The sequence below is a fragment of the Chimaeribacter sp. YP20170169 genome (assembly GCF_056739715.1).
The window spans coordinates 3,736,106-3,748,927 of record NZ_CP176824.1; the positions used below are offsets into that span (position 1 = coordinate 3,736,106).

The window sequence follows — 12,822 nt, forward strand, 5'->3', positions numbered from 1 at the left end:
TGTCGTGGGTTTAAAGGAAAACGTAGGAAGTGGGTGGGCGTCAGTTCTGCGACAGCGCCATCCGCTCCTGCTCACGGCGATACCAGTAGTATGCGCCCTTGGAAATCATGCGGAGTTGCAGTACCAGCCGCTCCTCCAGCTGCCGACGCTGCTCGGGGCCGACATCCAGCGCCTCGGCACCAGCGCTAAAGACAATGGTGACCATCGCATCAGCCTGCGCCTCGGTAAAACTGCGCGGCATGTGGCTCTCCTGCTCCAGGTAGTCGGCCAGTTCCGCGATGAAGTGCTGGATCTCACGGGCGACGGCGGCACGGAACGCGGCGGAAGTGCCAGAGCGCTCCCGCAGCAGCAGCCGGAAGGCGTTGGGGTTATTGCCAATGAACTCCATAAAGGTCGAGACCGACGTGCGGATCACGCTACCGCCCTTGGCGATGCGCTGGCGCGCCTGACGCATCAGCTGGCGCAACATCAGGCCGCTTTCGTCCACCATTGTCAGCCCCAGTTCATCCACATCACGGAAGTGGCGATAGAAGGAGGTGGGCGCGATCCCGGCCTCGCGGGAGACCTCCCGCAGGCTCAGGCTGGCAAAGCTCCGCTCCGCGCTGAGCTGGCTGAACGCCGCCTCAATCAACGAGCGCCGGGTGCGTTCCTTCTGTTGTGCTCTTACGCCCATAACCCTTCCCAAAAAGTGTCCAGACAAACGATTTGCCGGCCATCACCGCACTATATCAAACTTTTTCGGTAGCATGCTTCTACAAACATGCAACAGTCAATGACGGTGAAAAAATGCCACCGCCCCACGAAATGACTACGGTAAATTGGGGATTCGCGCCTATGATGTTACAATCTCGTTGTATTTTTGTATAAGAATAGGTGTCTTCGACATGCAACAGCACTTCCATTTTGATGCCATCGTCATCGGTTCCGGCCCTGGCGGCGAGGGAGCCGCAATGGGTTTGGTGAAACAGGGCGCACGGGTTGCGGTGATAGAACGCTTCAACAACGTCGGCGGCGGCTGTACCCACTGGGGCACCATCCCCTCCAAAGCCCTCCGCCACGCGGTCAGCCGCATTATCGAATTCAATCAAAACCCGCTCTACAGTGACACCACCTCCCGGTCTCTCAGCTCCACTTTCCCCGACATCCTGCGCCATGCCGACTCCGTAATTAACCAGCAGACGCGTATGCGCCAGAGTTTCTATGAGCGCAACCAGTGCCAGCTTTTCTCCGGTGATGCCAGCTTCCTCGACACCAACACCGTGCGCGTGCGCTACCCGGACGGCACCCATGACGAGTTAACCGCCGGGCAGATTGTGATCGCCTGCGGCTCCCGCCCCTATCGCCCGGCGAACGTCGATTTCAACCACCCGCGCGTCTATGACAGCGACTCGATCCTGCAACTGGACCACGCGCCACGCCACGTGCTGATCTATGGTGCCGGGGTGATCGGCTGCGAATATGCCTCGATCTTCCGCGGGCTGAACGTCAAGGTTGACCTGATCAACACCCGTGACCGTCTGCTGGCCTTCCTCGATCAGGAGATGTCAGACGCCCTCTCCTACCACTTCTGGAACAATGGCGTGGTGATTCGCCATAACGAAGAGTACGAGAAGATCGAAGGGGTGGAGGATGGCGTGATTGTCCATCTGAAATCTGGCAAGAAGGTGAAGGCTGACTGCCTGCTCTACGCCAACGGCCGCACCGGCAACACCGATGGGCTGGGGCTGGAGAACATTGGCCTCCAGGCTGACAGCCGTGGCCTGCTGAAAGTGAACAGCATGTACCAGACCGCGTTGTCGCATATCTATGCGGTGGGCGACGTGATTGGCTATCCGAGTCTGGCGTCCGCCGCCTACGATCAGGGGCGCATCGCCGCGCAGGCGATGATTCAGGGCGAATCGAAGGTGCATTTGATTGAAAACATCCCGAGCGGCATCTACACCATCCCGGAGATCAGTGCGGTTGGCAAAACCGAGCAGGAGCTGACGGCAATGAAAGTGCCGTACGAGGTGGGTCGCGCGCAGTTCAAGCATCTGGCTCGTGCGCAGATTGCCGGGATGAGCGTGGGCAGCCTGAAGCTGCTGTTCCACCGCGAGACCAAGCAGATCTTGGGGATTCACTGCTTTGGCGAGCGCGCGGCGGAGATCATCCACATCGGCCAGGCCATCATGGAACAGAAGGGGGAAGGCAATACCATCGAGTATTTCGTCAATACCACCTTCAACTACCCCACGATGGCGGAAGCCTACCGCGTGGCGGCGTTAAACGGCTTAAACCGCCTGTTTTAAGCCAGCGGTGAACAGCGTCTGCATGTGATCTTTGATGGACTCTGCCAGCTGCTCATAGCGGCCGCGCAGGGGGGAGCCGGGGCGGTAGACCAAGGCCACGGTACGCTTCGGCTCCGGCTTGATGCACTGCATGTAACTCACGCCATCACGCTGGCGCTCATTCGGCACCGCCAGTGACGGCAGCAGGGTGATGCCGCTACCGGCGGCCACCATGTTGCGCAGCGTCTCAAGGCTGGTGGCGCGGAAGTGGGTGTCCTCGTCCGCGCCGGCCTGGAAGCAGAAGCCCATCGCCTGATCGCGCAGGCAGTGCCCATCCTCCAGCATCAGCAACTTTTCACCGGACAGCTCCGCCATCGCCACGCGATCGCGCCCGGCCCACGGGTGATCGCTATAGACCGCCAGCTTCATTGGCTCATCAAACAGCGGCACCTCGATAAAGGCCTCCGACTCCTTCACCAGCGCCAGAATGGCACAATCCAGCTTGCCGCTGTCGAGCTGCGCCAGCAACTGGTGGGTCTGTGCCTCATGCAGGTACATCTCCAGCTTCGGGAAGGTCTGATGCAGCATCGGGATGATGTGCGGCAATAGATAGGGGCCAAGCGTCGGGATAAGCCCGATATGCAGCGGCCCGGACATGGTTTCGCCCTGCTGGCTCGCCATCTCCTTCAACACTTTCACCTCTCGCAGTACCGTGCGTGCCTGCTCCACCAGCAATAGCCCGGCCTGGGTAAACAGCACCTTACGGCTGGTACGCTCCAGCAGCATCACGCCCAGCTCATCCTCTAGCTTGCGGATCTGGCCGCTCAGGGTGGGCTGGCTGACGTGGCAGGCATCTGCCGCACGCCGAAAGTGACGGAATTCCGCCAGGGCAACCAAATACTCTAAATCGCGAATGTTCATTAAATTCCTCCGACCCCATGATAGCTCATGGCAATGAATAAGATAGCAATCAACGATTAGAACTATCAAGTCCCAGCATGAATAATGTACACCAACAAGCGAAGACACCCGCAGCAATAAAAAATTATCAATTCTTTTTAAGAGGTTATCGATGTTCGCAAGCCAAGAAGGTAAGCAAGTACCACAGGTAGTATTCCATACCCGTCAAGGCGACCAGTGGGTAGATGTGTCTACTGACGATCTGTTCAAAAACAAAACCGTCATCGTATTCTCGCTGCCGGGCGCCTTCACCCCAACCTGCTCCTCCAGCCACCTGCCGCGTTACAACGAGCTGGCCAGCGTGTTCCGCCAGCACGGCGTGGACAGCATCCTGTGTGTCTCCGTGAACGACACCTTTGTGATGAACGCCTGGAAATCTGAGCAGCGCGCAGAAAACATCACCTTCATCCCAGACGGTAACGGCGAGTTCACCAAGGGCATGGAGATGCTGGTCGAGAAAGCTGACCTGGGCTTTGGCCCCCGCTCCTGGCGTTACTCCATGCTGGTACGCAACGGCGTGGTTGAGAAGATGTTCGTTGAGCCGAACAAACCGGGCGACCCGTTTGAAGTCTCTGACGCGGACACCATGCTGAAGTACCTGGCCCCTGAGTTCAAAATCCAGGAGTCGGTCTCGGTCTTCACCAAGCCGGGCTGCCCGTTCTGCGCCAAAGCCAAGCAGATGCTGCAAGACCGCGGCATCCAGTATGAAGAGATCGTGCTGGGCAAAGACGCGACCACCGTCAGCCTGCGTGCTGTCTCCGGCCGTGCCACGGTTCCGCAGGTCTTCATCGGCGGTCGCCACATCGGCGGCAGCGATGACCTGGAAGTGTTCCTGACTGCCTAAGATCGCGTAAGAGATAAGCCATCCCTGCGTATTAACAATAAGAAAAGCCAACGTGAAGTTTGGCGGGCTACGGCCCGCCTTTTTTCTTTCCGGTTCGACCATCGCGTTTTATACAGCAACAGCAAAAGAGGCATCACATGAAACAACTGAACGTAGACGTTGCCGTCATTGGCGGCGGGACTGCTGGCCTGGGTGCTTACCGCGCCGCGAAACTCTCCACCCCCAGCGTGGTGATGATTGAGGGCGGCCCGTTTGGTACTACCTGCGCGCGGGTAGGCTGTATGCCCTCCAAACTGCTGATTGCGGCGGCGGAAGCCGTCCACCAGATTGAACGTGCGCCGGGCTTCGGCGTGCATCCGCAGGGTGAAACCCTGATCAATGGCCGCGAAGTGATGGATCGCGTCAAACGTGAGCGCGACCGCTTTGTCGGTTTCGTGCTGGAGGGAGTGGAGAGCATCCCGGCGCGTGACAAAATCGCTGGCTATGCCCGCTTCATCGATGACAACACGCTGATGGTAGACGACCACACCCGCATCGTCGCGCAGCGTATCGTGATCGCCACCGGCTCCCGCCCCACCTGGCCGGCGGCATGGGACGCGCTAGGCGATCGCCTGATCATCAATGATGACGTCTTCAACTGGGACGACCTGCCGGCCGCCGTGGCGGTGTTCGGCCCTGGCGTGATTGGTCTGGAGCTGGGGCAGGCGCTGCACCGCCTCGGCGTGCAGGTCAATGTCTTCGGCGTGGGTGGCGCGGTCGGCCCGCTGACGGACCCGCGGGTGCGTGAATATGCCGCCCAGACGCTGGGCAGCGAGTTCCCGCTTGATGCGGACGTGAAGGTAGAGATGATGCAGCGTGAGGGCGACCGCGTCTTCATCCGCTATCTCGACAAGCAGGGCCAGCCGCAGGAGATCATGGTGGATTACGTGCTGGCCGCCACTGGCCGCCGCCCGAACACCGACCGGATTGGTCTGGAGAACACCTCGCTGGCACTGGATGCGCGCGGCGTGCCGGTGGCTGACCGCCTGACCATGCAGACCAGCGTGCCGCACATCTTCATTGCCGGCGACGCCAGCAACCAGCTGCCGTTGCTGCATGAGGCAAGCGATCAAGCGCGTATTGCCGGCCATAACGCGGGCGCATTCCCGGAAGTGACCCCCGGCCTGCGCCGCAGCACCCTGTCGGTGGTCTTCTCCGACCCGCAGATCGCGATGGTCGGCGCCTCCTACCGTGAGCTGAACAGCGCGCTGGGCGACTGCAACTGCTTTGCCATCGGCGAAGTTTCATTTGAGAATCAGGGCCGTTCCCGCGTCATGCTACGCAACCAAGGCGTGCTGCGCGTCTATGGTGAACAGGGCAGCGGCCGCTTCCTGGGTGCCGAGATGATGGGGCCGGACGCCGAGCATCTGGCACACCTGCTGGCTTGGGCGCACCAGCAGCAGATGACCATCAGCCAGATGCTGGATATGCCGTTCTACCATCCGGTCATTGAAGAGGGGTTGCGTACCGCACTGCGTGACCTGAATGCCAAATTGCGTCTTGGCAATGATGAAATTGAGCGCTGCCAGCGCTGTCCTGGCGAATAATTTTTTATCATATAAAAACCGGGCCAATGCGCCCGGTTTTTATATTTCTATTTTTCGTCTTAATTATGCGTCATCATTAACACCCGCCATATTGTTTTCACATTAGCCATCAATATTTAACGCCGCACACAATAACCAAAAAACTGCCCGTCATAAAATATAAAAATATATGAATGTTTTGGATTTAATAATTCGTTAATTATCAATATATAATAAAACGCATCACACCCTTTAAAATCATTTTTAAATAAAAATAAATTTTTAGTTTGTTATTATCAATTCCGCTTCAACAAGCCTTCACTTCAATATATATAAAATGGAATTATTATGAAACTGAATGTTATTTCCAAATCGCTCATTGCGCTCGGAATGGGTGCCTGTGCGGTCAACGCTTTTGCCTTAGAGTCCTGGAATGGCCAAGAGGGCGGCACCACTTATGAGGTAATTTTTGACGGCGATGTCTACACCAATGCCTGGTGGGTCAGCGCCTCTAATTGTCCGAAAGATGCCAGCAATGACGAAGCAAACAACCCGTGGCGTTACCTGCGTGACGCCACTGCCGCAGAGATTGCGCAGTATGGTAACCCGACCTCCTGTGATATCAGCGGCGGTGAAACCCCTACCTATGAGAACTTCAGCGTTGAAAAAAGCTATGCTGAAGGGGATATCGTAATTTGGCAGGATGCGACCTGGCAGGCAAAAGGCACGATGGGGGCTTACTCCTTCACGCCAGGTGCTGGCAGCCCGTGGCAGCTCTACAAAGCAACCGAAACCTGGAGCGCCAGCAAAACCTATAACAAAGGTGATGTGGTGACCATGGATGGCCAAAGCTATGAAGCGCTGTTCTACACCATCGGTGACAACCCGTCCGTGGCTGGCAACCAGAACCCGAACGGCAACAACGGCCGTCCGTGGAAACCGCTTGGCCCAACCAAGACCTACAGCGAGCAAGAGCTGAAAAACGCGCCGCAATTTAACGCCAGCACGCGTTACAATGCCGGCCAGCTGGTTCAATTCCAAGGCCAGCCGTATGTCTCCCAGAGTACCGTACAGGCCGTCTCACCGACTGATGAGAACCAGTGGGCAATCTATAACGACTGGAGCGGCACCAAAGAGCGCGTAGGCAAAGCGAACTCCCCGTGGCCGGCCCACGTCTACGCCCCTTACGTTGACTTCACTCTGAACACCATCCCAGATCTGGCGACGCTGGCGCGCGAGCAGAACATCAACCACTTCACCCTGGCGTTCGTGGTCGCGAAAAACGCAGAGACCTGTCAGCCGACTTGGGATACTGCCTACAACATGCGCGACTATGCGCAGTACAGCAAAATCAAGGCACTGCGTGAAGCAGGCGGCGACGTCATGGTCTCCATTGGCGGCGCAAACAACGCCCCGCTGGCGGCTGCCTGTAAGAACCCGGATGACCTGCAGAAGCTCTACTACGACATCGTTGATAACCTGAACCTGAACGTGCTCGACTTCGACATCGAAGGCACCTGGGTTGCTGACCATGACTCGATCCAGCGCCGCAACGAAGCGGTGAAAGCGGTTCAAGATCAGTGGAAAGCAGAAAAACGCACGGTGGCACTGTGGTACACCCTGCCGATCCTGCCGACCGGCCTGACCGCTGAAGGGTTGTATGTGCTGGAAGATGCACGCGCCAAGGGCGTGGAACTCTCTGGCGTGAACGTCATGACCATGGACTACGGCAACTCCATCTGCCAGTCTGCTGATACCGAAGGCCAGAACATCCACGGCCAGTGCGCCACCTCCGCCATCGACAACCTGTTCAAACAGCTGAAAACGATTTGGCCGGAAAAATCTGACGCACAGATCAACGCCATGATGGGCACCACGCCGATGATTGGCTATAACGACGTACAGGGCGAGGTGTTCTACCTCTCTGACGCCGAAATGGTCATGGAACAGGCGCAAGAGCGTAACATGGGCATGATTGGTATTTGGTCGATGGCGCGTGACCAGCCGGGCGTGCCTAAACAGGTCAGCCCGGAGCACAGCGGCATGACGCCGGAACAGGCACCGATGTACGCCTACAGCAAAATCTTTGCACCGTTTACCTCTACCGCTGAAGAGGCCGTCACTGGCATCTATAAATCGCGTAAAAATAACCTATGCCTGGATATTCAGTACGGGAAAATGCGCGATGCTGATCGTTTGATGACTTACGAATGTACGGGTAGACCTAATCAGATCTTTACATTTAGCGGCATTAATCAGCAGTTGGTGATTGACGATACCGACAAATGTCTGGACGCGCAGTACGGTTATAACAAAGAGGGTGTAGCGGTTATTTCATATAGCTGCCATGACGCATCTGATAAAAACCCGAATCAGAGCTGGGCTTGGGAAAATAATAAGTTCAGATCATTGATGAAAGGTGAACAACGTTGCATGACTGTCGGCAATGATGGATTTGTGAAGATCAGCACCTGTAAAGAAAACGATCCTGCACAGGAATTTGATATTTATCATCCCGCCAAATAACGGGCTAGCGCTAATAAGTAAAAAGCCATCCTGTCAGGGATGGCTTTTTTATTGTATGGCTGCCTATGCCAGCCGCTGCTTCGCCTCAGTAATAGCATTCGCCACCTGATGCGGCGACACCCCACCTTTGGCGTCACGCTTGTCCAGGCAGGATTGCAATGACAGGATCGGGTAGACATCCTCACCAATCACACTGCTGAACGTCTGCAACGTTGAGAGCGGCAATGCCTCCAGCGCTACGCCTTGGGCGATCGCTTCCACCACTGCCTCACCCACGATGTGGTGCGCCTCGCGGAACGGAATCCCTTTTGCGACCAGATAATCCGCCAGCTCGGTGGCGTTGGCGTAACCCTGCTCCGCTGCTTCCTGCGTGCGGGCGCGTTTGACTTTGATGCCATCCAGCACCAGCGCCGCCATGTTCAGGCAGTCGAACCAGGTTTCGAGCGCATCGAACAGCCCCTCCTTGTCCTCCTGCATGTCCTTGTTATAGGCCAGCGGCAGTCCTTTCATGGTCATCATGATGCCAGCCAGCGCACCCTGCACCCGCCCGCACTTGCCACGGATCAGCTCCAGCGCGTCGGGGTTTTTCTTCTGCGGCATCAATGACGAGCCAGAGGTCACGCGGTCTGACAGCTCAACAAAGCCCGCCTCGCCAGTGTTGAAGAAGATCAGGTCTTCCGCGAAGCGCGACAGGTGCACCATGCTGATGGCCGCGTTGGAGAGCAGCTCCATCACGTGATCGCGGTCAGAGACGCTGTCCAGGCTGTTGCGGGTCGCCGAGGCGAAACCGAGCCAGCCAGCCAGTTGCTCACGGTCAATCGGGTAGGCAGTACCGGCCAGCGCGCCACAGCCCAGCGGGCTAACGTCGAGGCGCTTCAGGGTGTCATGCAGGCGGCTCTCGTCACGCGCCAGCATCTCCACGTAGGCCATGCACCAGTGGGCGAACGTCACCGGCTGGGCGCGTTGCAGGTGGGTATAGCCCGGCATTACCGCGTCCTGATTGGCTTCTGCCGTCGCCACCAGCGCCTGTTGCAAGTTCTGCAACGACAGCAGCAGTTCGGCGATCTGCGCCTTGCACCACAGCTTCAGGTCGGTAGCGACCTGATCGTTACGGCTCCGGCCGGTGTGCAGCTTTTTGCCGAGATCGCCCACCTTGTTGATCAGCTTCTGCTCTACCCAACTGTGGATATCCTCGGCATCGCTCTGCACGATGGCTTCTGGGTTGGCGCGCACCTCCTCCAGCAGGAACGTCAATGCCTCCTCCAGTCGCTGCTGCTCATCCTGCGTCAGCACGTTGACCGTCACCAGCGCCTTCGACCACGCGACCGAGCCGACAATATCCTGCTCGGCCAGCCGGTAATCAAAGCGCAGGGAGTCATTGAGTTGTTTGAACCGTTGGTCTGCTGCTTGGGTAAAACGCCCGCCCCAAAGTGCCATAGTGTCCGTCCTTCTGTTTCATGCTGTGACTGACAGGGCGCCGTGGCGCCCTGTTGAAAATTGGCTGACAAGGGCCGCTGCCGGCCCCTGACGATTACTGCTTCTTCGCGTTCAGCGCACGGATGCGGGAAGAGAGCGAGAAGAGACGGATGAAGCCGCCGGCGTGGCTGTGGTCGTACACCTCATCTTCACCAAAGGTGGCGAACTCTTCAGAGTAGAGGCTGTTGGCAGACTGCTTCTGGATGGCGGTGGCGGTGCCCTTGTAGAGTTTCACTACCACTTCGCCATTCACCTCTTCTGCCAGCGCTTCTGCCGCCGCCTGAATGGACTGACGCAGCGGGGCGAACCAGCGGCCGTCATACACTACATAGGACATCTCATGGCCCAGCTGCTCACGCCATTTGAAGCTGTCGCGGTCCAGCACCAGCTGCTCAACGCCACGCAGGGCTGCCATCATGATGGTGCCCCCTGGGGTTTCGTAGCAGCCGCGGGACTTGATGCCCACCAGACGGTTCTCGACGATGTCGATACGGCCGACGCCGTGCTTCACGCCCAGCTCGTTCAGCGCTTCCAGACACTTGAACGGGCTTAACGCTTGGCCGTTTACTGCCACCACGCAGCCCTTCTCAACCTTGACGGTCACCAGCTCCGGCTGATCCGGTGCCTCTTCCGGGTCAACTGTCCAGGCCCAGCAATCTTTGTTGGCCGCGTTCCACGGGCTTTCCAGCACGCCACCTTCGGTGGAGATGTGCCAGGCGTTCTCGTCACGGCTGTAGATCTTCTCCAGCGACGCGGTGGTCGGGATATCACGCTCTTTCAGGTAGGCCAGCAGCGCCTCACGGGAGCGCAGATCCCACTCACGCCACGGTGCCACTACTTGCAGCTGCGGGGCCAGTGCGGTGTAGGTGGTTTCGAAACGCACCTGATCGTTGCCCTTGCCAGTTGCGCCGTGGCACAGGGCGTCCGCGCCCACTTTCAGTGCCAGTTCCACCTGCGCCTTGGCGATCAGCGGACGCGCCATGGAAGTACCCAGCAGGTAGCTCCCTTCGTACAGGGCGCCGGTTTGCAGCACCGGGTAGACGTAATCCTTGATGAACTCTTCACGCAGATCCACCACATGGCACTCAGAGGCACCGGTACGCAGGGCTTTTTTCTCAATCCCTTCCAGATCGCCGCGCTCCTGGCCGATATCAGCGACGAACGCCACCACTTCGCAATCGTAGTTCTCTTTCAGCCACGGAATGATTGCAGAGGTGTCCAGACCGCCGGAGTAGGCCAGAACGATTTTTTTGATGCCTTTGGTTTGCATGATGATTTCCTTGAAACAGAGTCGATATATTCGTTATAAGCCCGGATTAAGCCAGGATGCGGGTGCCGATGGCCACGCCGTTAAACAGGGCCGGCAGCTTTTCGGTGTTGCGCCAGCTGGCGATATCTACCGGGCGGCCCAGGGTGCGCGCCGCGTCCAGCGCGGCATTCACTTTCACCACCATGCCGTCGGTGATGATGCCCTGAGCGATCAGCTGCTCCGCTTTTTCTGCGGTCATCTCAGCGATGCGCTGTCCTTTGCCATCCAAAATGCCGCTGACGTCGGAGAGCAGAATCAGATCTGCGCCCAGCGTTTCCGCCAGCGCGGTCGCCGCCTGATCGGCATTGACGTTCATCAGCTCGCCGCTTGCGGTGATACCGATGGAGCTGACAATCGGCAGGTAGCCGGCCGCCAGCAGGGTGTTGAGCAGGTCAGGGTTGCCGGGCGCGGCCTTGCCGACGTGGCCCAGCGCCTCATCCAGCGGGGTCACACTGACCGCGTTGCCGTCGGCGAGGCTCAGGCCCACGGCATTGATGTTGTTTTTCAGCGCCCAGGCCAGCAGGGTTTTGTTGGCGGTACCAGCCAGCGCACCGGTGATGATGTCGATCTGGTCAGCTGGCGTGACGCGCAGCCCCTGCTTCTTCACCACCGGCAGGGAGAGCTTCTTCATCAGCTCATCCACCAGACAGCCGCCGCCGTGGACGATCACCAGCGGGCGCTGGTGCGCTTGCCGGTAGGCCACCAGCGCGCCAAACAGGCGCTCCAGCGCCTCTTCGCTGTCCAGCAGCACGCCACCGAGTTTGATAATTAATGGATTCATCGTTCGCCCCTTAACCTGTTGAAATCTTTTTATCCAATGTGTCCGGGCGCCGCCATGCGGCACCACTGGGAATTACAGCAGCGACTGGGTCTCCGGGAAGCCGAAGCGCAGGTTCAGGCACTGCACTGCCTGGGCAGAGGCCCCTTTCAACAGGTTGTCCTCCGTGGCAACGACAATCAGGTGCTCGCCCTGCACGGCAAAGCCGATATCGCAGAACGGCAGGCCGACCACATCCTTCAGCGCCGGCACCCCTTTCTCATAGAGGCGCACCAGCGGCTTGTGGTGGTAGGCCGTGTGGAACGCTTCCGCCACATCCTGCGCCGTGACACCCGGTTTCAGGCGGCAGGTGATGGTCTCCAGAATGCCGCGCGGGAAGTTGCCCAAATGCGGCGTGAAGATCACCTGCCGGCCAAGGTGGCTGGCGATCTCGGGCTGGTGACGATGGGTAAAGATGCCGTAGGGCTGGAGGCTGGTCTCACAGACGCTGCTGGCAAGGCTGGCCTTGCGTCCCGCGCCGCTGACGCCGCTGGTGGCGTTGATCACCGGCCACTGCGCCAGGTCGAGCAGGTCGTTGTCGATCAGCGGCTTCAGCGACAGCTGCGCCGCCGTCGGGTAGCAGCCCGGCACCGCGATCAGCTGGGCATCTTTCAATGCCTCGGTGTTCCACTCCGCCAGGCCATAAACCGCCTTTTCCAGCCAGTCGAGATGCTGGTGCTCAAAGCCATAGAATTCACTGTAGAAGGCCGGGTCTTGTACGCGATAGGCACCGGAGAGGTCGAAGACCACACAGCCCGCGGCCAAAAACTGCGGGGCCAGATCGTGGCTGACCGCATGGGCGGTGGCGAGGAACACCACGTCCACGCCCTGTGCGGCGGCGGCGACATCCTCCAGCGGCTGCACCGGCAGATCGATGATGCCCTTCAGCTGCGGGTGCAACTCAGAGAGCAATTTTCCTGCATCTGCACTTTGCGCTGAAACCATCAAACCGGTTATGTTCATATGCGGATGACGATTCAAGTAGGTCGCGAGTTCCGCTCCGGCATAACCACTGGCTCCAACAATCAGCGTATTCAACATGAGGACCGTTCACCTTC

10 protein-coding genes are annotated in these 12,822 nt (G+C 58.5%); 4 read left to right on the forward strand and 6 right to left on the reverse strand.

The window, feature by feature from the left end; genetic code table 11:
• Window positions 1-40 precede the first annotated feature (40 nt).
• Window positions 41-673 (reverse strand): HTH-type transcriptional repressor FabR, encoded by a 633-nt coding sequence (gene fabR / locus ACK3SD_RS17030; RefSeq protein WP_168195874.1) that lies wholly within the window; start codon window positions 671-673, stop codon window positions 41-43.
• 211 nt (window positions 674-884) lie between these two features.
• Between fabR and sthA the strand changes: the two genes are divergently transcribed.
• Entirely contained in the window at window positions 885-2,288 is a 1,404-nt protein-coding gene (gene sthA, locus ACK3SD_RS17035) for a Si-specific NAD(P)(+) transhydrogenase (protein ID WP_481126260.1), read from the forward strand.
• On the opposite strand, the gene oxyR is transcribed toward sthA, so the two are convergent.
• Window positions 2,271-3,188 (reverse strand): DNA-binding transcriptional regulator OxyR, encoded by a 918-nt coding sequence (gene oxyR, locus ACK3SD_RS17040; RefSeq protein ID WP_137764704.1) that lies wholly within the window; start codon window positions 3,186-3,188, stop codon window positions 2,271-2,273. The genes sthA and oxyR overlap by 18 nt on opposite strands.
• Before the next feature lie 151 nt (window positions 3,189-3,339).
• On the opposite strand from oxyR, the gene ACK3SD_RS17045 reads away from it, so the two are divergent.
• The 3 genes from ACK3SD_RS17045 to ACK3SD_RS17055 all read left to right on the forward strand — a co-directional run bounded on the left by ACK3SD_RS17045 (window position 3,340) and on the right by ACK3SD_RS17055 (window position 8,162).
• Complete coding sequence (locus ACK3SD_RS17045; RefSeq protein WP_137764705.1) at window positions 3,340-4,071, forward strand: glutathione peroxidase; 732 nt, start codon at window positions 3,340-3,342, stop codon at window positions 4,069-4,071.
• A 137-nt stretch (window positions 4,072-4,208) separates the two neighbouring features.
• Window positions 4,209-5,657 carry a dihydrolipoyl dehydrogenase gene (locus ACK3SD_RS17050; RefSeq protein WP_481126261.1) on the forward strand — a complete coding sequence of 483 codons (1,449 nt, stop codon included), beginning with the start codon at window positions 4,209-4,211 and terminating at the stop codon, window positions 5,655-5,657.
• A 327-nt stretch (window positions 5,658-5,984) separates the two neighbouring features.
• Complete coding sequence (locus ACK3SD_RS17055) at window positions 5,985-8,162, forward strand: ricin-type beta-trefoil lectin domain protein (protein ID WP_481126262.1); 2,178 nt, start codon at window positions 5,985-5,987, stop codon at window positions 8,160-8,162.
• Between the two features lie 63 nt (window positions 8,163-8,225).
• Here ACK3SD_RS17055 and argH read toward each other — a convergent pair whose 3' ends face one another.
• The 4 genes from argH to argC all read right to left on the reverse strand — a co-directional run bounded on the left by argH (window position 8,226) and on the right by argC (window position 12,805).
• A complete protein-coding gene (gene argH, locus ACK3SD_RS17060; protein ID WP_481126263.1) occupies window positions 8,226-9,599 on the reverse strand; it encodes an argininosuccinate lyase in 1,374 nt (457 codons plus the stop codon).
• A gap of 94 nt (window positions 9,600-9,693) precedes the next feature.
• A complete protein-coding gene (locus tag ACK3SD_RS17065) occupies window positions 9,694-10,908 on the reverse strand; it encodes an argininosuccinate synthase (protein ID WP_481126264.1) in 1,215 nt (404 codons plus the stop codon).
• A 46-nt stretch (window positions 10,909-10,954) separates the two neighbouring features.
• Window positions 10,955-11,728 (reverse strand): acetylglutamate kinase, encoded by a 774-nt coding sequence (argB, locus tag ACK3SD_RS17070; RefSeq protein WP_481126265.1) that lies wholly within the window; start codon window positions 11,726-11,728, stop codon window positions 10,955-10,957.
• A 72-nt stretch (window positions 11,729-11,800) separates the two neighbouring features.
• Window positions 11,801-12,805, reverse strand: coding sequence for an N-acetyl-gamma-glutamyl-phosphate reductase (gene argC, locus ACK3SD_RS17075; RefSeq protein ID WP_481126266.1), 1,005 nt, complete (start codon window positions 12,803-12,805; stop codon window positions 11,801-11,803).
• Between the last annotated feature and the right edge of the window lie 17 nt (window positions 12,806-12,822).